Source organism: Streptomyces sp. NBC_00237, assembly GCF_026342435.1.
Taxonomy (GTDB): Bacteria; Actinomycetota; Actinomycetes; order Streptomycetales; family Streptomycetaceae; genus Streptomyces.
Genome location: NZ_JAPEMT010000002.1, coordinates 2300732 through 2322599, shown reverse-complemented (window position 1 = coordinate 2322599; position 21868 = coordinate 2300732). Strand labels below are relative to the sequence as shown.

At 72.5% G+C, this 21868-nt stretch carries 17 protein-coding genes; 9 read left to right on the top strand and 8 right to left on the bottom strand.

Features of this window, described 5'->3' with window-relative positions:
* Window positions 1–4: 4 nt before the first annotated feature.
* Window positions 5–553: a GNAT family N-acetyltransferase gene (locus OG897_RS24020; protein WP_266659267.1), complete on the top strand. Its 549-nt coding sequence runs from the start codon at window positions 5–7 to the stop codon at window positions 551–553.
* Between the two features lie 152 nt (window positions 554–705).
* Here the strand turns inward: OG897_RS24020 and OG897_RS24015 are convergent, their stop codons facing one another.
* The 3 genes from OG897_RS24015 to OG897_RS24005 form a co-directional block, all read right to left on the bottom strand.
* Window positions 706–1176, bottom strand: a complete 471-nt coding sequence (locus OG897_RS24015; protein WP_266659266.1) for a DUF3592 domain-containing protein — start codon at window positions 1174–1176, stop codon at window positions 706–708.
* 33 nt (window positions 1177–1209) lie between these two features.
* Window positions 1210–2133 (bottom strand): aminoglycoside phosphotransferase family protein, encoded by a 924-nt coding sequence (locus tag OG897_RS24010; RefSeq protein ID WP_266659265.1) that lies wholly within the window; start codon window positions 2131–2133, stop codon window positions 1210–1212.
* A 218-nt stretch (window positions 2134–2351) separates the two neighbouring features.
* Entirely contained in the window at window positions 2352–2975 is a 624-nt protein-coding gene (locus OG897_RS24005; protein WP_266659264.1) for a hypothetical protein, read from the bottom strand.
* 101 nt (window positions 2976–3076) lie between these two features.
* Here OG897_RS24005 and OG897_RS24000 point away from each other — a divergent pair, with 101 nt between their 5' ends.
* The gene (locus OG897_RS24000) at window positions 3077–3727 is read left to right on the top strand and encodes a DUF1707 domain-containing protein (RefSeq protein WP_266659263.1); all 651 of its coding nucleotides are present in this window, start codon (window positions 3077–3079) and stop codon (window positions 3725–3727) included.
* 40 nt (window positions 3728–3767) lie between these two features.
* On the opposite strand, the gene OG897_RS23995 is transcribed toward OG897_RS24000, so the two are convergent.
* Entirely contained in the window at window positions 3768–3998 is a 231-nt protein-coding gene (locus OG897_RS23995) for a DUF4287 domain-containing protein (RefSeq protein ID WP_266659262.1), read from the bottom strand.
* 325 nt (window positions 3999–4323) lie between these two features.
* On the opposite strand from OG897_RS23995, the gene OG897_RS23990 reads away from it, so the two are divergent.
* Genes OG897_RS23990 through fxsT form a run of 3 tightly spaced genes read left to right on the top strand, consistent with a single transcriptional unit; the run spans window position 4324 to window position 12784 of the window.
* Window positions 4324–7080 (top strand): trypsin-like peptidase domain-containing protein, encoded by a 2757-nt coding sequence (locus tag OG897_RS23990; protein WP_266659261.1) that lies wholly within the window; start codon window positions 4324–4326, stop codon window positions 7078–7080.
* Window positions 7077–8231: an AAA family ATPase gene (locus OG897_RS23985; RefSeq protein WP_266659260.1), complete on the top strand. Its 1155-nt coding sequence runs from the start codon at window positions 7077–7079 to the stop codon at window positions 8229–8231. The genes OG897_RS23990 and OG897_RS23985 overlap by 4 nt, the downstream gene beginning before the upstream one ends.
* Entirely contained in the window at window positions 8228–12784 is a 4557-nt protein-coding gene (fxsT, locus tag OG897_RS23980; RefSeq protein WP_266659259.1) for an FxSxx-COOH system tetratricopeptide repeat protein, read from the top strand. Before OG897_RS23985 ends, fxsT begins: the two co-directional genes overlap by 4 nt.
* On the opposite strand, the gene OG897_RS23975 is transcribed toward fxsT, so the two are convergent.
* From OG897_RS23975 to OG897_RS23965, 3 genes are all read right to left on the bottom strand, one after another.
* Entirely contained in the window at window positions 12774–14666 is a 1893-nt protein-coding gene (locus OG897_RS23975) for an HEXXH motif-containing putative peptide modification protein (protein ID WP_266659258.1), read from the bottom strand. The two genes, fxsT and OG897_RS23975, sit on opposite strands and share 11 nt — an antisense overlap.
* On the bottom strand, window positions 14663–14884 hold the full coding sequence (locus OG897_RS23970; RefSeq protein WP_266659257.1) for a hypothetical protein: 222 nt from the start codon (window positions 14882–14884) through the stop codon (window positions 14663–14665). The genes OG897_RS23975 and OG897_RS23970 overlap by 4 nt, the downstream gene beginning before the upstream one ends.
* A gap of 66 nt (window positions 14885–14950) precedes the next feature.
* Window positions 14951–15364: a DUF192 domain-containing protein gene (locus tag OG897_RS23965; protein WP_266659256.1), complete on the bottom strand. Its 414-nt coding sequence runs from the start codon at window positions 15362–15364 to the stop codon at window positions 14951–14953.
* 87 nt (window positions 15365–15451) lie between these two features.
* Between OG897_RS23965 and OG897_RS23960 the strand changes: the two genes are divergently transcribed.
* From OG897_RS23960 to OG897_RS23950, 3 genes are all read left to right on the top strand, one after another.
* Window positions 15452–16240 (top strand): A24 family peptidase, encoded by a 789-nt coding sequence (locus OG897_RS23960; protein ID WP_266659255.1) that lies wholly within the window; start codon window positions 15452–15454, stop codon window positions 16238–16240.
* 176 nt (window positions 16241–16416) lie between these two features.
* Window positions 16417–17541 (top strand): chemotaxis protein, encoded by a 1125-nt coding sequence (locus OG897_RS23955; RefSeq protein WP_266659254.1) that lies wholly within the window; start codon window positions 16417–16419, stop codon window positions 17539–17541.
* A gap of 291 nt (window positions 17542–17832) precedes the next feature.
* Window positions 17833–19383, top strand: a complete 1551-nt coding sequence (locus OG897_RS23950; protein ID WP_266659253.1) for a DUF2079 domain-containing protein — start codon at window positions 17833–17835, stop codon at window positions 19381–19383.
* Window positions 19384–19655: 272 nt separating this feature from the next.
* Here OG897_RS23950 and mgrA read toward each other — a convergent pair whose 3' ends face one another.
* Window positions 19656–20702, bottom strand: coding sequence for an L-glyceraldehyde 3-phosphate reductase (gene mgrA / locus OG897_RS23945; protein ID WP_266659252.1), 1047 nt, complete (start codon window positions 20700–20702; stop codon window positions 19656–19658).
* 133 nt (window positions 20703–20835) lie between these two features.
* On the opposite strand from mgrA, the gene OG897_RS23940 reads away from it, so the two are divergent.
* Window positions 20836–21597: an isoprenyl transferase gene (locus OG897_RS23940; RefSeq protein ID WP_266659251.1), complete on the top strand. Its 762-nt coding sequence runs from the start codon at window positions 20836–20838 to the stop codon at window positions 21595–21597.
* Window positions 21598–21868: the final 271 nt, after the last annotated feature.

The following is a 21868-nucleotide window of genomic DNA, read 5'->3' as shown; positions in this document are numbered from 1 at the left end:
GTGCATGTTGAAAGGCAAGAAGGTCGCGCTGAGGGCCCGGTACGAAGAAGACATCCCGGTTCTGCGGAACGAGCTCTACACGGACGTGGTCGGCGGATCCCGGGCGGACGGCCGCCCGTGGCTGCCGATGCCGCCCGACGTGAAGGACCCCCGGCTGCACGTCGACAACAAGGACCCGCTGAACGTCCCGTTCTCCGTCGTGGACGTGGACAGCGGCGACCTCGTCGGCCTCGCGACCCTCTGGGGCATCGACACCCACCACCGCAACGGCCACGTCGGTCTCGGCCTCCTGCCGTCCGCCCGGGGCAAGGGGTACGGGACGGACACCGTCGCCGTGCTGTGCCACTACGGGTTCATCGTGCGCGGCCTGCGACGCCTCCAGATCGAGACGCTCGCGGACAACCACGCGATGCTCCGGTCCGCCGAGCGGAACGGCTTCGTACGGGAGGGCGTGCTGCGGTCCTCGGCGTGGGTGATGGGCGAGTTCCTGGACGACGTCATCCTCGGACTGCTCGCGGAGGAGTGGAAGTCGCTCTCCGGGCAAGGGAGTTGACCGCTTCGCGCTGACCACTGCCGGTGAGCGTGTCCCTCGTGGCACGGACCCCTGCCCCGCGCCCGAACCTCCGACATTCCGTACGTACCCCCGTCCTCGACGGCGGCCCCCGGCGGGGCCCGTACGGCTGGGCGGGTGAGCGCGGTGGTACGTCAGGGCCTCCCCTTGCGGAGGGCGCGGGCGGCGCGGGCGTTGTGTGCGGCGCGCTTCAGCATGCCGATGAGCAGGAGGGCGGCTGCCAGCGCTCCCAGGACGAGCAGGGGCGGCAGGCCGTCGTCCGGGAGCGACGCGCCTCGGACGCGGGCCACCGAGGGGTTGGCGGAGGCGACTTCCAGGGGGACCGGCACGCCGACCGCCGGGGAGGCTTCGAGGCGGTCGAGGCTGAGGGTGGTGGAGCGGTAGGTCAGGCCGCGCAGGCGGTAGGTGACCGTGTAGTCGGTGGTCTTGTCGCGGTGGGTGGTCGCGGAGGTGATGCGGCCCTCGACGCGGACGGGGGCTTCGTCGATCAGTTCGCCGTATGCCCACTGCTTGCCCGCCGCCGAGAGGCACCCGACCACGACGAGCAGTGCCACCACGGCTCCGACCAACGCCGGGCTGAGCTTACGGCGCCTGCGGCCGACCATGCTGGTGACGGTACTCGCCGGGGCGTGGGGCGGCTACTGGACGAGGGCGAACTCGGCGAGGGCTGCGGTGACTTGGCGGTGGGTCTGGGTGGCGACGCGGGGGTTCGTGGCGGCGTACGCCGTGTACGCGTTGAGGCCCGTCGCCATCGCCCAGCCCATGCCGCGCAGCCAGGTCGCGTCGTCGGGGGCGAGTGCGGTGCGGAACGCGGCGCGGCTCTCGGGCGTGAGGAGCGTGTACGCCACCATCATGTCGACGGCGGGGTCGCCCATGCCGAGGTTGCCGAAGTCGATGACGGCGGTGAGGCGGCCTCCGTCGTCGGTGAGGAGGTTGCCGGTGTGGAAGTCGCCGTGGAACCAGGTGGGGGCGGTGTCGGCTCGGGCCGGGGCTTCCAGGGCTGCTTCCCAGAGGGCGGTCATGGCTTTGCCGTCGAATACGTGTGCGGTGGCGGCGATGGCCGAGCGGGTGTCGGCGTCGCGGAGGTGGAGGGGGCTGTCGGCGAGGTCGGGGTGGGGGCCGGGGAGGTGGGACGCGGCGGGGGCCAGGTCGTGGAGGGCGAGGAGGAAGTCCGCCAACTGCTCGGGGGTTCCGGGGGATTGCTCGGCCGGGTCCGGGGAGGCGGTACGGCCTTCGAGCCAGCGGGCGACCGACCAGTGCCAGGGGTAGACGGCGGGGTCGGGTTCTCCCAGGGCCAGGGGGGTGGGGACGGCGAGGGGGAGGTGCGGAGCGAGGAGGGGGTGCCAGCGGTGCTCCTTGACGGCCTGACCGGCGGCCCAGTCGCCTCGGGGGAGGCGGACGGCCATGTCGCGGCCGAGGCGGAAGATGACGTGGTCGGAGCCGGAGGGAGGGAGGGGGGTGAGGGGGAGGTGGGACCAGTGGGGGAACTGTTGCTGGAGGAGGTGGGTGGCCAGTGCCGTGTTGATCACGTAGGGGCCCTTCCGGGAGGGGGAGGAGCTCATCCCAGCAGCGGAGCGGGGTCCTGTCGACCCGTTTCCGGGAGGGGCGGCCGGTGTGCAGGCCGCCCAGGCGGCGCAGCCGCCCCTCTCGCTCGGGCCCGCCCCGGAGCGCCCCCGCCCGGCCCCGCTTCCGCCGCACCCGGTACGAGGTCCCGCCGTCGGCCACCCCGGTGAAGAGGCCAGGCCCTCGCCGCTGGCCACCCCGGTGAAGAGGTCAGGTCCTACTCGCCCTTCAGGGCCTGCTCGATCCGTCCCGCCTGGTCCGCCGTGAACTTCGACAGCCCCGCCGTGTCCCCGCTGCGGTACTCCTGCGAGACCGCCACCACCACGGCCCCCACCCGGAAGTGGACCACCCGCAGAGCGCTCTCCGCGTCCTCGCCGGACTTCACGTACGCCGACGCGTTCCCGACCGCAGGGCCCTTCTCCGACGTCGCGTCGGAGGCGAGCTTGGACTCCTCCTTGAAGCCCGCCTCCGCCGCACTCTTGCTGCCGTACGCCTTGATGCTCGTGCCGACCAGGGCGCCCGTGCTGTCGGTGTAGTTGCCGACGCCCTCGAAGGCCAGCCCGTTGCACGGTCCTTCGCAGGACGCGGCCTGGGCCTTGATGCCTCCGTTGTCGCCCTGCGAGTCCTCCGTCCAGCCCTTCGGCAGGTCCTTGGCCCGCAGCAGGGCCGCGTCCAGGGCCTCGGCGTTCTTCAGGGGGTTCGCGGGGTCGCTCAGGCTCGCCCCGCCGCCACCGCCCTTGCCGTTCTCCGTGCCGCCGTCGGAGTCCCCGCCACCGCACGCCGACACCGTCAGCAGCAGAACGGCCGAAGCCGCCCCCACCCAGATTCTCCGGGAACCCATCACACGTACCTCTTCATCTCTTCACGTACTGCATTCAACCGGCAACCTACACAGCCGCGACGAGGCAGGGGCGACGAAGGGAGGCTTCGTATCATCGGCGCATGACCATAGATTCCGCCGCCTCAGGCCCGCCCCCCGAGCCGAAGGGGCGTCCCGAAGGGGTCGTCCGTCGTCCGCTGCGCGCTTCCGACGCCGATCGTGAGGCCGTCGTGGAGCAGTTGCGGGAGGCCGCAGCCGAGGGGCGGCTCGACATGGAGGAGCTGGACGAGCGGCTCGGACTGGCGCTGACCGCCAAGACCGTCGCCGAACTCGTCCCGCTCACCGACGACTTGGTGCCCGAGGAGTACGGGGAACGGGAGGCCGCCGACGCGGGAGAGCCGCTGGTGGTCAAGGGCGGCGTGCACGGGAGGTCCAAGGCCGGGGCCTGGCAGGTGCCCTCGCGCATCGTCGCCCACGGCGGCATGGGCGGCGTCACGCTCGACTTCACCCGGACCGTCGTACGGCACAAGGTGATCGAGGTGGAGGCGCACGGCGGAATGGCCTCCGTCGTCCTGATCGTGCCCGAGGGGTGGCAGGTCGACTCCGACGGCGTCGACCCCGGCATCGGCGGCCTCTGGGACAAGACCAAGGGCGAGCCGCAGCCCGGCACTCCACTCGTCCGTGTCAGCGGCAACGGCTCCATGGGCGGCATCTACGTCCGCAACCCCGGCCTGCTGGCCCGGCGCAAGCTCCGCCGGTCGAAGGAGGGGTGATTCCCGGGAGATCCCTCCTTCCCGCTCTTTCCGGACGCCCCTACTTCCCCTTGTCCTCGGCCAGCGTGTGGGCCACCAGCGCGTTCGCGTGGCCGTGGCCCATCCCGTGCTCCGACTTCAGCCAGTTGACCAGGTCCATGTGCTTGGTCAGGTCCGAGGCGCGGATCAGCTCCTTCCACTCCACGACCGGGCGGCCGTACTTCTGCTCGATGGACGGGAAATAGCTGGCGGGGCCCTTCACGGGCTGCTTCTCGGCGCTGTTGTCAGTCATGGTCAGAGTGTGGCACCTGCCACTGACAAGGGCCCGCACGCGCGCCAAGTCCGCGCAACCGCACGCCTGTCGGCGGCGTCCCGAAAGGTGTCCGGGCATTCTCAGGGGTTCCGGTTCCGGGTTACCTTCGCCTTGGAGGCCGCGGGTCGGCGCTGTCGCCGTACACGGGCACGTGTCGCCGCGCGACGTCACGCCGCACGGGTTCAGCTCCGCGCGAGCACCGCACGCGCGACCGACGCTCGGGGGGAGGTGACCGGCATTGGGTCCTCAGGCGCGGGGTCTTCAGGAACGTGGCCCCCAGGCGCGGGGTCCGCAGGCCGGTCAGGTGCGCCTGCTGTTTCCGGGCGGCGGCCCCGCGGGCGCCGGAGTCCTGGTGTCGCTGGGCGGCTCCCGGCCGCTGCACGTCATCACCTGTGCCCACGTCCTCACCGACATCACCGGGCGCAGGGAGTCGGACGACGACGGGACCGGCGCCAGGCCCGGTCCTGGCCCCCTCGAAGTGCTCGTCGACATTCCCGGGCGCGGCTGGGCCGCCAAGGCGAGCCTGGTGCAGGGGAGTTGGGTGCCCACGCCGCGTCTCGACGTCAGCGAGCCCGGCCACCTCAACGAGGACCGAGGCGACTTCGCCGCCCTCTCCCTGGCGGTCGACGCGCCTCCCCTGCCGCCCGGCTGCCTGCCCCTGCCGCTCGCGCCCTGCGGTGACCCCGCCGGACAGCCCGTACTCGTCCTCGGCTACCCGAACGGCCTCTCGGACGGCATCGTCACCGAGAGCAGGCTCGTCGGCACCGGCGGCGCCTGCCCCAGTTGGGTGCAGCTCGAAGGCAGGCAGGTCACAGGTGCCGCACTCGAAGGCGGCTTCAGCGGAGCCGCCGTCTGGGACCCGGCGAAGAGCCGCGTCGTGGGGCTGGTCACCGCCGCGCACACCCGCCCGGAGACCAAGGTCGCCTGGATGCTGCCGGTCGAGGCCGCGGTCGGCTTCTGGTCGCCGCTGGGCGGTGCCCTGCGGTCGCCGCCGGTGCGGGTCTGCCGTCCCCCCTCCGCGCAGGACCAGCGCGAACTGGCCGGGGCCCTGCTCGACATACCGCAGATCGACTACGACCTGGGGCTCGGACTGCGCATGTCCTTACCCAGGGCGGTGCGCCGCAGCGCGCGGGACCACCCCGTCCCCCTCCAGCGCGTACAAGCCCTGATAGAAGCCTGCCTGGAGCAGCGCGACGGCTGCCCCACCCTGCGCGAGGCGGTCGCGGGACTGGGCGGGGACACCGTCGCCACGCAGGAGGCGCTCGCCGTACTGGACCGGCTGTGCTGCGGAGCCGTCGTGGGTCGGGACGGCGCGGGGGAAGCCCCGAGCGCGGCGGAGGCCCCGGGCGGGGGGCGCGGCCGGTACGGGTCGAACGGCACGTTCGGCGGAGAGGCCAGGGTGACCGAGAAGACCCGGGTGCCCGAGGAGATCCGGGCGTCCGAGGAGACCCGGGTGACCGAGGAGTCCCGGGCGCCCGCTTCCGAGTGGCCCGCCCCGCAGGCGGGGCCCGCCCTGCCGAAGTACCTGGTCGACGCCGTCGCCGCGGTCGACTGCCTCCAGGACGACGCGACGCTGCGCGATCTCATGGTGCACTTCGGCGTCACCCTGCGCACCGCCGGGGACCGGCTGACCGGCAAGTCCCTCCGCCTGCTCGTCCTCCAGCTGATGACCGAACTGCGCCAACGCCCGGAGGGGCTGGCCCTGCTGGTCGAGTACCTGGAAGTTCTGGACGGCAGCACGAAAGCGATCAAGGACCTCAAGGTCTTCGTCGCCGCCCTGGAGGTCGAACTCTTCCTCGACGGACAGTGGAACGAACTCTTCTCCCTGCTGGAGTCCGTGAGGGTCCCGCACCTGTGGCGCAGGTACGCGCGGTTCCTGCGGGGCCTCGGGCACGTCGGGGCGCCCGCCCTCTGCACCGAACCCTGGGCGGTCTTCCTGCACGCCGCCTCCCTCAACTCCCGTCCGGGAGAGTCCCTCCCCTGCTTCCGGGTGCTGCGCGAACTGCTGGCTGCCGGTGCCGTCGGGGCCGAGGAGCGGAGCGCCATACTCGCCTGGGCGCTGGCCAACGACCCCTCCCCGGTGCCGGATCCCGCCCCGGCGGAGGCCGAGGGCCGGAACCAGTGCGCGGAAGAGAGGGAAGCGGAAGAGGAGGAAGCGGAAGAGGAGGAAGCAGAAGAGGAGAAGGCGGCGGAAGAGCCGGAAGGGGAAGCGGGGCCCCCGAGTGTCTGGCGGCCCGACGGCTACCTCATCGTCCGGCTGCAACCCCTGCTCGACGCGGCACCGGGCAGCGACGCCCTGCTGTCCCACTGGTGGCGGGTTCCGAACGGGGAGCAACTGCGCGGCCCGGACCGGAGGATCGACCTCCGGGACGCCGAATACGAGGTGCGCAGGCTCCTCCGGCACGTGGAAGGTGCCGAGGATTACCCCCAAAGTGCGGATCTGGCGGTCGAATTTGTGCTCCCGCGAGACTGGCTGGGCCTCGGCGTGGAACGCTGGCGCAAGGATGCCTCCCAAGGAGTGGAGGGTGTGCTGGGGGAGGAGCATCACGTCGTGTTGCGTAGCCTGGAGCGCCTCAATCGGCGCGACGTGCACGTCCGTTGGGCGCGCAGGTGGAGTGCCTTCGTCGACGGCCGGGCGGGCCGGGTGCACTGGTTCCCCGAGGACGGCCGCCAGCATCTGCTGTCCGACCCGCCGCCCGCCGTCGTCGTGCTGAGCGCACCGCCGGGAGGCGGTCGAAGCACGGAAGGAGAGCGCGGGGGGCTCGATGAGCTCTCGGAGGCGCTGAGGGCCGGGGTTCCGGTTGTTCTGTGGGACCGGAGGGGGGAGCGGGACCCCGCGTTCCGCAACGCTCTGAACCAGTTGCTGACCGAACATGACCCGCGCCAACTACCCGGTCTGGTCAGGGCATTGCGCACGTCGCCCGGTATGTCCGATGCTGAAGAGTATTTCTCTGTCGGCCGCCATGTCGCTTTGCTGTGGGACGATCCGGACCGGATGCCCGTCGCGCACACGGGCGCTGTCGCGGTCCCTCCCCCCACGACTGGAGAGGAGAGACTGTGACGTTCCCTGCCGACGCTGCGGCGTCCACCACTTCCGGCAACGGCCAGGGCGGAGGCGCCAGGCCCCGCTGGTGGATCTACCGGGGTACGGGCGAACCGCTGAAGGACATCACCCTCCGCAGCGTGCTCCCCGAGGCCCCGCCCTGGCGCACCTTCACCGGCGGGCCCACCCTCGGTCCGCCGCCTCCCGACGAGGAGGAGACCGTACGCAGGCTCGGCGGCAGCCCGCCCGTCCGCGCGCTCACCGGCTTCGCCCGCCGCGAGGCCGAAATGGTCAACGCGGCCCTGCTGCTGCGCAGGCCCCTGCTCGTGATCGGGCGGCCGGGCACCGGCAAGTCCAGCCTCGCCTACCGGGTGAGCCGCGAGTTGCGCCTGGGACGCGTGCTGCGCTGGCACATCAGCAGCCGTACGACCCTCCAGCGGGGTCTGTACGAGTACGACGCCATCGGCCGCGTCCAGGACAGCGCGACCCTGCGCGCGGTGGCCGCCGACCCCGGCGGCAAGGACGACGCCGCCCCGTCGCCCCCCGACGTCGGCGACTACATCCAGCTCGGCCCCCTCGGCACGGCGCTCCTGCCGTACGCGGAACCCCGCGTCCTGCTCGTCGACGAGCTCGACAAGAGCGACCTCGACCTCGCGAACGACCTGCTCAGCGTCTTCGAAGAAGGCTCCTACCCGATCCCGGAACTGCTGCGGGCGAGGCGCCGCCAGCCGTCCGTGACGGTGCTGACCGACGACCCCGAGGGCGAAGCCGTGATCACCGGCGGCCGGGTGGTCTGCCAGGCGTTCCCGTTCGTCGTGATGACCTCCAACAGCGAACGCGAGTTCCCACCCGCCTTCCTGCGCCGCTGTCTGGTCCTGCGCATGCCCGAACCCGAGGAGCAGGACCTCGCGCACATGCTCGCCGCGCACTTCGGCGAGGACACCGCCGAACGGCTCGGCGGCCCGCTCATCGCCCGCTTCCTCGAACGCAGCAGGGACTACGGCGGCCTCTCCATCGACCAACTCCTCAACTCCCTCTACATCGCCACCTCCTACGGCGCGGAGGAGCAGCCCGGAGACCTCCTCGCCCTCGCGGAGAGCGTCTGGCACCGGCTCGACGGCTCCGCCCCCACGTTCGGCAACCGCCCCGGACGGGGGGATTCCGGGTGACCGGCGGCGAGACCCCGCGATCCGGCCCCTCCTGGCCGGAACTTCTCGACGCCCTCTACCTCGCGGCCTGCCAGGACAACGCCGCGCCCTACCGCTGGCGCCCCGAACTGCCCGTACCCCCGACGCGGCCCCGCCCGACCGGTCCCGGACCGGCCACCGAGGAGGGGTGCCCACCGACGGACGAGCCCGCGCGCACACCCGGCGCGCACAAGGGGCGCAAGGGGCACAAGGGGAGCGAGCCCAAGGGCGAGCCGCAGAGCGAGAAGCGGAGCGAGCCGGTCACCGGGTCCGACCAGGAAGTCGGCGAGGAGACCGCCCGGGAGGAGCCCGATCTCCTGGAGGCCGCCACCACCTTTCCGTACGCACGGTACGCAGCCTCCCCGACGGGCCGGGCCGAGGGCGGCCCGGAGGATCCGGACCCCGCGGAAGGACCGTTACGGCAACTCCTGCCGGAACCCGGCGGCTGGAGCCCCCCGTGGAGCGTCCTGCGCCCCGACGGCACCGACCCGGCCCGTACGACGACGGTCGCCGCCCCGCTCCCCGAAGCCCTCGCGCTCGCCCGCGCCCTGCGCCCCCTGCGCCTGTACGCCGACGTCCCCGACGCCTGGGAACTCGACGAGGAGGCCACCGCCGAACGCGCCGCGCAGGAGGAACTCTGGGTCCCCGTCTGCCGCCCCGTGCGCGAGCGGCGGCTGCGGCTGCTGCTCCTGGTCGACGCCCACTTCTCCATGGCCCTGTGGCAGGACACCGTCCGCCGCCTGCGCACCCTCCTGGAGCAGACCGCCGCCTTCCGCTCCCTCACCGTCGCCCCCCTCGACCTCAGCGGCACCGGACCGCCCGCCCACGACGGAGCCGCCTCCCCGGGCCCCGACAGCCTGGTCCTCGTCCTCACCGACGGGGTCGGCGGAGCCTGGCGGGACGGCACCGCCGCCGCCTTCCTGTGCTCCGTCGGCCAGAGCTCCGCCACCGCCGTACTGAGCCTGATGCCCCAGGAGCTGTGGGAGTTCACCCTGCCCACGGCGGTACGCGCCCGGTTCGACGTCCCCGAACCCGCCGCCGCCAACCGCCGCCTGCGGCTGCGCGGCCCCGCCCTTCCGGCGCGCGAACTCGGCGACCCCGTGCGCGCGCGCCCGCACGGCCGCCCACCCGTTCCCGTACCGGTACTGGAGCTGACCCCGGGCTCCCTCGGCCGCTGGGCCCGCCTCATCGCCTCGCCGGGCGGACGCTACGACGCCGCGGTCCTGCTCACCGGCGCGCACGGCGACCTGGGCGCCCGCAGGCATCCCGAGCCCGAGCCGGACCCGCCTGCCGGGCGCACCCGCCAGGACCGTGCCCGCGAGGTCGTCCGTGCCTTCAAGGGCAAGGCGTCACCGCTGGCCTACGCGCTCGCCAAACGCCTGGCCGCGGCCCCGCTGAACCTCCCCGTCATGCGCCTCATCCAGCACTCGCTGCCCGGCGCCAGGGACTTCAACCTCGGCGAGATCATGCTCTTCGGACTGCTGCGCCGCACCGGCCACGACCACGACGCCGAGGACACGGAAAGAGTCTCCTTCGACTTCCCCGAGGGCGTCCGCGAGGAACTCCTCGGCCTCGGCACCCGCGCCGAGACCATGGTCGTGCTGCGGCAGGTCGCAGGGGCGCTCGGCGAGCGCCTCGGCCACGCCGTCGTCGGCGGCGAGGCCGCCGTCGCCTGGGAGCACGACGCCGCCGACCCGCCCGTCAACGACCGCACCCGCCCCTTCGTGCGCCCGCTGCACACGGCGCTGGCGGCGGTCTCCGGGCCCTATCTGGCGCGCGCCTCCCGGCTCGGCCAACTGCTGGCCGTCGGCGCGCGCGCGACTGCTCCGACCGCCGGGAATCACAGGGGCGCGCGCCCGCCGGATGTGACAGTCCGTGATCCTTCGACTACCTTCGGGCATCCATCACCCGTACCGATTCCGGTGCCCGGATCTCATGAAACGCCCCCGTATGGAGCCCCTGGAGGATCCGCCGTGTCCACCGCGTCGCAGACCAGCCCCGCCTACCCGCCCCCGTCGGCCGCGAGGCCGGCTCGGCTCTGGGGCAACGTGCCGCAGCGCAACCGGAACTTCACCGGGCGGGAGGACCTGCTGGCACGGCTCAGTGAGCGTCTGACCAGCAGCAGCCTCTCCGGCGGTACCGAAGTCACCGCAGTCCTCCCCGAGGCACTGCACGGCATGGGCGGTGTGGGCAAGTCCCAGATCGCCATCGAATACGTCTACCGGAACAGCAGGGACTACCAGCTCGTCTGGTGGGTTCCCTCCGAGCAGACGAGTCTCATCGTGCAGTCCCTGATCGAACTCGGGGAGCAGATGGGCCTGCGGGTGGGCGCCGACCGAAGCGCCGTACCGGCAGTGCTGGAGGCGTTGCGAGTCGGCACCCCGTACTCGAACTGGCTCTTGGTCTTCGACAATGCGGAGGACCCGTACGAAGTTCGGAAGTTCTTCCCGAACGACGGACCGGGACGGGTGATGGTCACGTCCCGAAACTCCCAGTGGTCCAGCCTAGCCAGTTCACTAGAGGTCGATGTGTTCGCACGCGAGGAGAGCGTTGCCTTGATCAGGCGGCGCAGTCAGCAGATTCCCGACGAAGCCGCCGACCGGCTGGCGGAATCGCTCGGGGACCTTCCCCTGGCCGTCGAGCAGGCCGCCGTATGGCTTGCCGAGACGGGGATGCCCGTCACCCAGTACCTGGATCTCTTCGAGACCAAGTACGCGGAGCTGCTCCAGACGGCCCCGCCGCCGGACTACCAGCTTCCCGTGGCCGCCGCCTGGAACGTCTCGCTGGACCGCCTCCGCGAGAGCCATCCGGCCGCCCTCCAGCTCCTCCAGGTCTGCGCCTTCTTCGCGCCCGAGCCCATCGACTGGGACCTGTTCTCGGCGGTACGGGGAGTCGCCGCGCCGACCGCGCTGCGGGACACCCTCGACGACCCCATCAAGCTGGGCCGCGCCGTGCGCGAGATCGGCCGTTACGCCCTGGCCCGCATCGACCACCGCAAGTCGACCATCCAGGTCCACCGGCTGGTGCAGCGCGTGCTCATCCAGCAGATGAACGAGCAGGAACGCGCGGAAATGCGCCACTGCGCGCACGAGATCCTCGCCCACGCGGACCCGCGCAATCCGCAGCGCCCGGCCGAGTGGCCCCTCTACTTCAGTCTGCTGCCGCACGTACGGGCGTCCGGGATGATCGACTGCGAGGACCCCTGGGTGCGCCAGCTGGTCCTCAACGAGACCCGCTTCCTGCTGGCCAGGAGTGACTACCAGGAAGCCCTGGAGGTCGGCGACCGGGCGTCCGCCGTGTGGCGCCGCACCCTGGGCGACGACCACGAGCACGTACTGGAGATCGACCAGGTCCGCGCCGAGGTGCTCCGCTGGCGCAACCGGTACGCGGAGGCGTTCGAACTCCAGGAGAAGACCGTGGAGCGGTGCCGGGGCGCGCTCGGCGAGCGGCACCCCGCCACCCAGCGGGCGGTCAGCTTCCTCGCCCTGCTGCACCGCGCGCGCGGCGACTTCTTCAGCGCCCGCGCACTGGACCAGCTGGCCTACGAGGCGCTGGCGCGCGAGTTCGGCCCCGACGATCCCGCGACCCTCCAGGCCGCCCACAACTACGCGGTCAGCCTGCGGCTCTCGTCCCGCGCCGAGGACCTGGAAGAGGCGTACCGGATCGACGAGGACACCTATCAGCGCCGGGTCGAGGTCCTCGGCGACGACCACATGCAGACCATGCTCAGCCTGCACTGCCTGTACATCGACGTGCAGGAGCTGGCCCGCTACCAGGAAGCCGCTGAGGGGCAGCAGCAACTGCGGGAGCGGGCACTGCTGATGCTCGGCGAGGACCACCCGATGGTCGCCTGGGCCTCCCGCGAACTGTCCGTGGCCCGCCGCAAGCTGGGCAGCCACCAGGACGCCTTCGTCCTCTCCAGGGAAGTCCTCGAATACCACCAGTCCCGGCCGGGCGAGGACCAGCACATGCGTGCCTGGGCGGCGCTCAACCACGCCACCGACCTGCGGCAGACCGGCGACCTCGACAACGCCGCCCGGCTCGGCCGCGAGGCGATGGAGATGTGCCGGGAGGTGCTGGGCTCCCACCACCCGCACACGTACGCGACCGCCACCAACCTCGCCGTCAGCCTGCGCCTGATCGGGCAGGTCGAGGAGGCCCGCAGCCTGAACCAGGCCGCGGTGGACGGGCTGAGTCAACTGCTCAGCCCGCAGCACGTGCGCACGCTGCTCGTGAAGTCCAACCTCGCCAGCGACCTCGCCCTGATGGGAGAGCTGGCACCGGCCCGCGCGCTGGGGGAGGAGATCACCGAGTCCAGCGCCCTCGTCAGCGGCGTGGAGCACCCGGACTACCTGGCCTTCCGGCTCAACCTCTCGTACGACCTCAAGGACCTCGGCGAGACCGAACGGGCCAAGGAGATCTACGAGCAGACCGTCGCCACCATGCGTACGGTGCTGGGGGCCGGGCACCCCGCCGTCATCGACGCGACGAGGTCGCAGCGGGCCAACTGCGACATCGACATGCTCAGCCTCTGACACCGCCGGCTCTGCCCGCCCGGCCGGTCGGCCGGTCGGCCGGGCGGGCGGGCGGTTCGATCCACCGGGCCAGTTCCAGCGGGCCCGGTGGATGCGTGCCGGCCCGCAGCAGTGCCGCGTAGAGGGCGATGACGAGTTCCGGGCGCTCCAGCAGGGGGCCGGGTTCGTCCTGGGCGAGCCCCAGCCCCACCCAGTCGCTGACGTTCACCGGCCGGCCCAGCGGATTTCCCGCCTTGAGGAACAGCGCCCGTGCCTGCGCCCGGTCACCGGCCACCAGGGCGGCGTCGGCGGGGGACAGTTCCTCCACACCGCCCCACGGGTCCCCGGCACCGGACTCCAGACCGGCGTGCAGCGCGTCGAAGGCGTTCGGGTCGGTGAGGCGCAGCCGGGCCAGCCAGAGCCGTGCGGCCAGCCGCGACTGCGGGTGGGCGGGGGACAGCAGGGCGGGCGGCAGGACGGCAGGGGGCGGTTCCCCGGCCAGCCAGCGCCGGGCCAGCGCGTCGCCGTCCGGGTCCGCGACAGCGAGATGGGTGGCCCGCCAGGTCGCGGTCACATCGGCACAGTGCCTCTCGGCGACGCGGGCGGGGCCAGGCGCGACCTGCTCGGGCCACCAGGCGGACGCCTGGCCGGTCAGCTCCGCCACGAGGTGCAGGCCCGTGGACGTGAGCCCCCGCGCGCTGTGCAGTGCCGCCAGGGCCACGCGCAACTGCCAGCGGTGAAAGGCGAACTCGAAGTCGGCGCGCTCGCCCCCTGCGGCCCTGTGCCGCCGCCAGAACGCGGTGAGCCCGGCGGTGGCGTGCGTTCCGTACAGCAGCCCTCTGAGCGGGCGGGGGTCCTCCCGCCAGGGTGCGAAGTGGAACGGCTCGGGTCCCGTCGGCCGAGGGGCCAGGAGCGGCGCCACGTCGTCCACCGCGGCCAGCAGTTGGTGGTACGACTCGTGGACCAGGGTCGCCGCCGTCACCGGGGCGTCCTCCGGGAGCGACAGGGTGATCGCCCCGTAGGCGTCCGGAGCGGTGGCACTGACCGGCCGGGCCGGGCTCGGCGGTGGGACCGGCACCAGCGAGCGGACCGCGCCGCACAGTAGCCGGTACGAGGGAGTGTGCTCCTCGCGGAGCAGCAGGGCGGCCTCAAGAACCAGTTGACGCCACCGGGAGGCCGTCTTCGCGGAGAGCGCGACCGGATCCCGCAGACCGCGGAAGTCCCGGTTCGGGGCCAGGTGATCCAGGGCCACCTTTCCGGCGCCGTCCGGGAGTTCGGCGTACGGCAGTGGCTCCCAGCCCTCGGAAGGCTCCGCAAGGTCGTCCGGCAGCCGCACCGAACCGCCGTCCCCGAAGACGACCGTCCCCTGGGCCGAGCACTCCACGCTCACGGTGGCCCAGGTGCCGCGTGCCACCCGTCCGGTCAGTCCGAGTGAGGGGAGCCAGAGTCTGCCTCGGTGCGCGGGGGCGCGCAGCGAGCACCGGGTGCGGGACAGGGCTGCCGCTGCGGCGGCGAGTGAGCCGATCAGTCCGGTGTCGGCCCACAGCGGTGTGTCCTGGCCCATCGCGCTGGCGCCGTGACTGACCCGGCGCAGCAGCTCCAGCGCCCAGGCGCTCACCATCGGATCGTTCAGTACGGTCTCCACCGCGGCGGGGTGCGTGCGCTGGATGCCGCAGAGCAGGCTCCAGGCGGCGCGGGGGAGGGGCGGCGGTGCCGCGGAGGGCGGCTGGCCGTCCGGCGGGTGGGGGGCGGGCGCGGGCTCCCCGTACAGTCCGGCGAGTGCCAGCAGGAGCCGACTGCGCCGGGTGGCCGTCAGCAGTTCCAGGTCGGCGGCCTCCACCTCGCCGGTGGCGACGGCGGTCAGGGTGCGCGGGGGCAGCCGGTGGTGCTCAGTGCCGTTCAACTCTCATGGCCGAAACCCGCCTGCTCGGCCAGAGCGCCCGCGCAGGGCATGGCCTTGGTGCCCGAACAGAACGGGGTCGCCGTGTGCGCCAGTTGACTGCGCAGGGAGTCGAGTGCGTACGAGAATCCGTCCACCTCGCCCAGCTTGCCGAGGGGGACCCCCGACAGGTCGAGCAGGTGGGGTCGCAGCATTGTGGTGGTGCCTGCCAAGTCCGCCATGCTCCCCATGGTGACGGACCGGGTCCCGGCAGGGAAGACCTCAACCGGCCGCCGTGCAGGGGAAGTTCAGGGCATCGGCAAGGTCGCTGCCGTCGTGTCCGCCCCGGGCGTCGTGATGCGTACGACCGCACCCGCCCGCACCCCCCACCGCGTCAGCGCGCCCGCCTCCGCCTCCAGCACGTGCCGCGCGCGCAGGCGAGGGAGGGGAAGCCGGTTCGGGGGCAGGGTCTGGACGGTGAGGACCCGCAATTCCCGGTCCAGGTAGGCCACTTCGAGAGGGAAGCGCATCCGGAAGGTGTGGATGCCCGATGCCGGGGTCAGCAGGATCGCCCCCGTGATCCCGGTGCGGCCGAGCAGGCCGCGTTCGCGGGCGCGGCGGGAGGCGGCGATCTCCAGCGGGACCGGGGCCGTGCCGCCCTCGACGTGGAGGGTGCCGTGCCCGTCCTCGTAACGTCGCCGTCGCTGTCGCTGTCGCCCCATGGCGGGGACCCTACGGGCCGGGGGCGGACCGTGTCAGTGGGTCCACGGGCCCATGACCGCGTGCCGGGCCCCGCCTAGGGTGGGCGGGTGTTCGCCACCGTGATCGTGTTCGCCGCCCTCTGGGGCGCCGCCGCGGGGATGCTCCTGCCGCGTGCCGCCCACCGGCTCTCCGTCGAGCCGGAGGAGGACTGGCGCGCCGCCTGCCCGGCCGGGCACCCCTTCACCGGCTTCGCGAAGGGGTGGGTCGGTACCGGGCGCTGCGCGCGGTGTGCGGCGGGGGACGGAGAGGGTGCCGCGAGCCCTCCGCTGCGTACCGTCGCGGGGGCGGCCACGTACGCGAAGACGCTGAGGTTCGCCGTCGTCGGTGGGGTCGCGTGCGCCGTGCTCGCCGCCGCCACCGGGGACAGGCCCGAGCTCGGGGCCTGGCTGCTGCTCGCGCCCTTCGCGCTGCTGCTCGCCGTCGTCGACCGGCGCGTGCACCGGCTGCCCGACGTACTGACGCTGCCGCTCGCGGGGGGCGCGGTGGCACTGCTGGGAGTGGCGGAGCTGCTGCCGGGGGACGGCGGGTCCTGGGCCGGGGCGCTGCTGGGCGGGGCCGGGCTCGGGGGCGCGTACTTCCTGCTCTTCCTGATCAATCCGAACGGGATGGGGTTCGGGGACGTGAAGCTGGCGCTGGCGCTGGGGGTGGTGCTCGGGTGGTACGGGTGGTCCGTGCTCTTCCTCGGGGCCTTCGCCGGGTTCCTGCTCGGGGCGCTGTACGGGCTCGGGCTGATGCTCGCGCGGCGCGGCGGGCGCAAGACGGCCATCCCGTTCGGGCCTTTCATGATCGCGGGGGCTTGGGCGGGGGTCGTGGTCGGGGCGCTGGGGGCGGGCTGAACCCGGCCGGGGGTGAGCTGGGCGGGCCGGGGGCGTGCTGGACCGGGCCGGGGCGGGCTCAACCCTGACGCTTCGCGCGGGGGCGGAACGGGACTATTCGTGAGAAATTGCGATGAGTAGTTGTGCCTGCGTGCCCCGCGCGCGCCGCCCGCCCGCTATCCCGAGTGGAGTTGCCCATGAGTGACGAGGACGCCTCCGACCTGCTCGCCGAACTGCGTCGGCCCCGGCCCTACCCGGCCGTCTCCCTCACGCTGCCCACCCACCGGCACCGGCCGGAGAACCAGCAGGACCACATCCGGCTGCGCAACCTCCTCTCCGAGGCCGAGAAGCGCCTCCTCGACGACCCGAAGCTGAGCCGCGACCAGGCCGCCGCCGTCGTACGCAACCTGAACGAGGCCGTCGACGAGCTCGACCCGGAACACTTCCTGGAGGGGCTCGTCCTGTACGCGTCGGCCGACGAGGCCCGTACGTACCTGGTCAGCGCCACGGTTCCGGAGCGGATCGTGATCGGGGACTCGTTCCTGACGCGCAATCTCGTGGCGGCTTCGGCCCGGCAGATCCCGTACTTCGCGCTGATCCTCAGCACCGGAGAGGTGCGCCTGTGGCACGGGGTCGGATACGAGCTGAACGAGGTCGACGACCAGGCCGACGAACTGGAGGGGAGCGGCTTCCCCGTCATCTCCTCCGGCGTGGACCGGGACGGGCCGCCCAACCGGACGGGCGACCACGGAGCCACCCAGGACTTCCGGAACATGCTCACCGAGGCGGACCGCAAGCTGACCCCGCTGCTCCAGGAGGCCGTTCTCCCGGTGGTCGTCGTCGGGCTGCGGCAGCACGTCGCCACCTTCCGCGAGCTGTCGCGGCACGGGGCCGTGCTGGCGGCGGACCTGGAGGTGGGCGGGCTGCTGCACACGACCGCGCCCGAGCTGGTCGAGCAGCTGGCCCCCGCGCGGGCGGCGCTGGCCGCGCTCGACGCGGAGGAGGCGATGAAGGCGCTCGACGCCGCGAGGAGCGGGAAGCGGTACGCGGCGGGGGCGCAGGACTGCTGGCAGTCGGCGCGGGAGGGGCGTGTGGGGCACCTGGTGGTGGAGGAGTCCGTACGGGTCTTCGCGCGGGTGGAGGAGGTCGAGGGGGCGCCCCGGGCCGCGCTCGTCTTCGCGGACGAGGGTGGCGAAGGGGTCGAGGACGACGTCGTCGACTCGCTCGTGGAGATGGTGCTGGACGCGGACGGGGACGTGACGTTCGTGCCGGACGGGGCGCTCGGTGAGGCCGGCGGGATGGCGGCGGCGCTCCGGTATTGAGGGTGGTGCGGGGTTATTGAGGGTGGCGCGGGGTGCCTCGCCCAGTCTCCCTGGCGGCGGGCCCCCGGGGCGGACTGGCTGGGGGCTGGGCGGCACCGGGGTGGGGCGGGAGCGCGGTGGGGCGGAGCCGGGGGGTGCGGCTCCGCCGGGGGCCGCCCCTTGCCCACCCGTTCCGCCCTCTGGGCGGCCCAGCTGCCCAAGGGGCGCGTGAGCCGCAAGGGGTGGTGGGGGAGCGGTTAGCGTGCCGATATGTGGACAGTTGCTGACAAAGGGTCGGTTCGGGTGGTGCCCGTGGTGCTGCGAAGGCAGGTGCGCGGGGGTGCCCCCTGGGCCTGGGGTGTGGCCCTCTTCCTGCTGTACGCCACGATCTCCGTGCAGCGGCACCATCTGCTGCGCACCACCGGCTACGACCTCGGGATCTTCGAGCAGGCCGTCCAGGCGTACTCCCGACTCCGCCTGCCGTACGTCCCGTTGAAGGGCGAGGGCGGGACGGTCAACCTGCTGGGGGACCACTTCCACCCGGTGCTGGTCGTGCTCGCGCCCCTCTACCGTCTCTTCCCCGCCGCCGAGACCCTCCTCCTCGCCCAGGCCGCGCTGCTCGCCCTCGCGGTCGTGCCGCTCGCGCGCTGGGCCGGGCGCGCGCTCGGGCGGCCCGCGCTGCACGTCGTCGCGCTCGGGTACGGGCTCAGCTGGGGGATCGCCTCCACCGTCGCCTTCGACTTCCACGAAGTCGCCTTCGCCGTACCGCTGTTGGGGTTCTCGCTCGAAGCGCTCGGCAAGGGGCGGTACGAACGCGCCGTCGCGTTCGCCGCGCCCCTGCTGCTCGTCAAGGAGGACCTCGGGCTGACGCTGGCCGCGCTCGGCGGGTACCTCGCCTGGAAGGGGCGGCGCGCGCTCGGGTTCGCCGTCCTGTCCGGCGGGGTCCTCGGCACGCTCCTCATCACCAGGGCCGTGCTCCCCGCCCTCAACTCCTCGGGCACGTACGCCTATGGGGAGTACGTGGCGGAGGGCGGCCGGGGCTCCCTCCTCATGACCCTGCTCGCCGCGCCGCTCGACGCGCTGCGGCCCGAGGTCAAGGCCGTCACCCTCGTGCTCGTCTTCGCGCCCACCGCCCTGCTCGCGCTCCGCTCCCCGATCGCGCTGCTCACGCTGCCCACCCTCGGGTGGCGGCTGCTGTCGCAGCACGAATACCACTGGGACACCGCGTTCCACTACAGCGCCGTCCTGATGCCGATCGTGTTCGCCGCCGCGATCGACGCGCTGACGCCGTACGGCCGGTACGGCCCGTACTCCCCGAGCGGGACGCGACAGGACAACCCCCTCGCCGCCCGCCACCTCCGCGCCTCGCTCGCCTCGATCGTCGCCGTCACCCTCGTCCTGCTGCCCTCCTTCCCCTTCGGCCTCGTCCTGCGCAAGGACACCTGGCGCACCCCCGGCCACGTCCGCGCCGCCCACGCACTCCTCGACCGGATTCCCGACGGAGCGACCGTCGCCGCCTCCAACCGCCTCGTCCCGCAGCTCGTCTCCCGCGCCACCGTCGTCCTCTTCCCCGGCTATCCGGTCCCCGGGCGGCTGTACGACACCGACGGCACGCCCCCGCCGCCCACGAGCGAGTGGATCGTCCACGACAGCCGCCCCCATCCGGCCTGGCCGCTCCCCGACGGGCACTGGCCGTACCCACCGGCCCGTCAGGCGCAGGAGCTGGCACGGGCGCAGAAGACGTACGGGTACCGGACCGTCGCGGAGGCCGACGGGATCACCCTTCTGCACCGCGAGGAGCCCGGCGCGGGGGACGGTAGGGGAGGCGGCGCGGGGGGCGGTGCAGAAACGTCAATCCGATGACGTGCACGACACCCCCGACCGGGGGAACTCGCGGAGCGCGTTCGCGGGCCCGAAAAGGGCCCCGATCCCAGACGCCGCAAGGGATTCAGCACCTTGCGCCGCGCACAGTGACGACTGCGGAGAGTAATTGATTCGCGTCCTGGTGCGCAGCATCACTTACGAAGGGTTATGGTGGAAACCCCCCCTCGGGCCGGTCCGTATCCCCCCCACGGACCGGCCCGTTTTTTGTTCTCAGCCGTTCACCGGCGTCACACGGGGGCGCGGCGGACCCGTCAGCCCCGTTCGGCCCAGATGTTCGTGCCGGGGGTGGAGACCGCGAAGGAGTCGATTTCCTTCAGCTCCGCCTCGGTCAGCGCGGGAGCCCCCAGCGCCGCCACGTTCTCCTCCAGCTGCTTCACGCTGGACGCCCCGATGAGCGCCGACGTCATCCGCTCGTCCCGCAGCACCCACGACAGCGCGAGCTGCGCGAGGGACTGGTCGCGTCGCGCGGCGATGTCGTTCAGCCCGTTCAGCCGGCGCACGACCTCGTCGCTCAGCAGATCGGGGTCGAGCGACTTGCCCTGGGTGGCCCGCGAGCCCTCCGGGATGCCCTTCAGGTACTTGTTCGTCAGCAGGCCCTGCGCCAGCGGCACGAAGGAGATGCAGCCCATGCCCGCCTCCTCCAGGGTGTCGAGCAGGCCGTCCTCCTCCGTCCAGCGGTTGATCATCGAGTACGACGGCTGGTGGATGAGCGGGCGCACGCCCATCTCCCGCAGCAGGCGCGCCGCTTCGGCGGTCTGCTCGCTGTTGTACGAGGAGACGCCCACGTACAGCGCCTTGCCCTGCTGCACGGCGGACGCCAGCGCGCCCATCGTCTCCTCCAGCGGGGTGTCCGGGTCGAAGCGGTGCGAGTAGAAGATGTCGACGTAGTCCACGCCCATCCGCTTCAGCGACGCGTCCAGCGACGACATCAGGTACTTGCGCGAGCCCCACTCGCCGTACGGGCCGGGGTGCATCCCGTAACCCGCCTTGGTGGAGAGGACCAGCTCGTCGCGGTACGGGGCGAAGTCCTGCGCGAAGAGCTTGCCGAAGTTCAGCTCGGCGGAGCCGGCCGGCGGACCGTAGTTGTTCGCCAGGTCGAAGTGGGTCACCCCGAGGTCGAAGGCGCGGCGCAGGATCGCGCGCTGCGAGTCGAGGGAGCGGTCGTCGCCGAAGTTGTGCCACAGCCCGAGGGAGACGGCCGGGAGCTTCAGGCCGCTGCGGCCCGAGCGCCGGTACTCCATCGTGTCGTAGCGGTCGTCGGACGCGCGGTGGTGCAGGGAATCATCAGTCACGTCCATCTCCCTATCACGGACCCCGTTGTGACAGACCGGGTTGGGCCGGTGTGCCCCGTGCGCAGTAATGTGACCCGCTCGGGGCCACGGCAGACCGCAGACCTCCGGGCCCCGGGGAACACGAGAGGGTGGAACCGCTGTGAACCTGCGCGACCTGGTGTATCGGCTCTACGCACGCCGGGTGGAAGGCCGCCTCGACCACGCCCAGGTGCCGAAGCACATCGGCGTCATCCTCGACGGCAACAGACGCTGGGCGAAGGCGGCGGGCGGTACCACCGAGCAGGGTCACAAGGCCGGTGCGACGAAGATCCAGGAACTCCTCGGCTGGTGCGCGGAGACCGACGTCGAGGTCGTGACGCTCTGGATGCTCTCCACCGAGAACCTGGACCGCGCCGAGGCCGAGCTGACCCCGCTGCTCTCCATCATCGAGGGCGCCGTGCGCGACCTCGCCGCCGACGGGCGCTGGCGCGTCCACCACGTCGGCACGATGGACATCCTCCCCGCCCGTACGCAGGGTGTACTGAAGGAGGCCGAGCAGTCGACGGCGGGCAACAAGGGAATACTGGTCAACGTCGCCGTCGGCTACGGCGGACGCCAGGAGATCGCCGACGCGGTCCGCTCGCTGCTCCTCGAACACGCCGAGAAGGGCACCTCCTTCGAGGAGCTCGCGGAGATCGTCGACGTCGAACACATCTCGGAACACCTGTACACGCGCGGCCAGCCCGACCCGGATCTCGTCATCCGCACCAGCGGTGAGCAGCGGTTGTCCGGATTCATGCTGTGGCAGAGCGCCCACTCGGAGTACTACTTCTGCGAAGTGTTCTGGCCCGCCTTCCGCAAGGTCGACTTCCTGCGCGCCCTGCGTGACTACGCGGCCAGGCACCGGCGTTACGGTTCCTGACCGCACCCCGTACCCCCCTGACGTACCGCATACGCGTCATCTGTCCTGGCCATGACCAGGTATGGCGGCGCGTGTTCGAGGGAATACCCCTTCCAGGTCGACGTCCGGTCCACGGACGCCGAATCTGAAGTGGGCGACTGGATGTCGCCCGCCCGGGAGGCCCTTTGCACCAGGACGCTCGCGCACCTCACAGCGCAGGCGACGTGGAGGGCCGGTTCTCGGCCCGCGCACTCGTCTCGTGCGTGCATCGGCCGAGTCCGGTCCCTCCGCC

What these genes read in the sequence shown, in the direction of transcription:
- OG897_RS23955 (WP_266659254.1), top strand. Translation starts at nt 16,417, where the DNA reads ATGAGTGACGAGGACGCCTCCGACCTGCTCGCCGAACTGCGTCGGCCC.
- OG897_RS24010 (WP_266659265.1), bottom strand. Translation starts at nt 2,133, where the DNA reads ATGAGCTCCTCCCCCTCCCGGAAGGGCCCCTACGTGATCAACACGGCA.
- OG897_RS24020 (WP_266659267.1), top strand. Translation starts at nt 5, where the DNA reads ATGTTGAAAGGCAAGAAGGTCGCGCTGAGGGCCCGGTACGAAGAAGAC.
- OG897_RS23995 (WP_266659262.1), bottom strand. Translation starts at nt 3,998, where the DNA reads ATGACTGACAACAGCGCCGAGAAGCAGCCCGTGAAGGGCCCCGCCAGC.
- OG897_RS23965 (WP_266659256.1), bottom strand. Translation starts at nt 15,364, where the DNA reads ATGGGGCGACAGCGACAGCGACGGCGACGTTACGAGGACGGGCACGGC.
- OG897_RS24000 (WP_266659263.1), top strand. Translation starts at nt 3,077, where the DNA reads ATGACCATAGATTCCGCCGCCTCAGGCCCGCCCCCCGAGCCGAAGGGG.
- OG897_RS23970 (WP_266659257.1), bottom strand. Translation starts at nt 14,884, where the DNA reads ATGGCGGACTTGGCAGGCACCACCACAATGCTGCGACCCCACCTGCTC.
- OG897_RS24015 (WP_266659266.1), bottom strand. Translation starts at nt 1,176, where the DNA reads ATGGTCGGCCGCAGGCGCCGTAAGCTCAGCCCGGCGTTGGTCGGAGCC.
- OG897_RS24005 (WP_266659264.1), bottom strand. Translation starts at nt 2,975, where the DNA reads ATGGGTTCCCGGAGAATCTGGGTGGGGGCGGCTTCGGCCGTTCTGCTG.
- mgrA (WP_266659252.1), bottom strand. Translation starts at nt 20,702, where the DNA reads ATGGACGTGACTGATGATTCCCTGCACCACCGCGCGTCCGACGACCGC.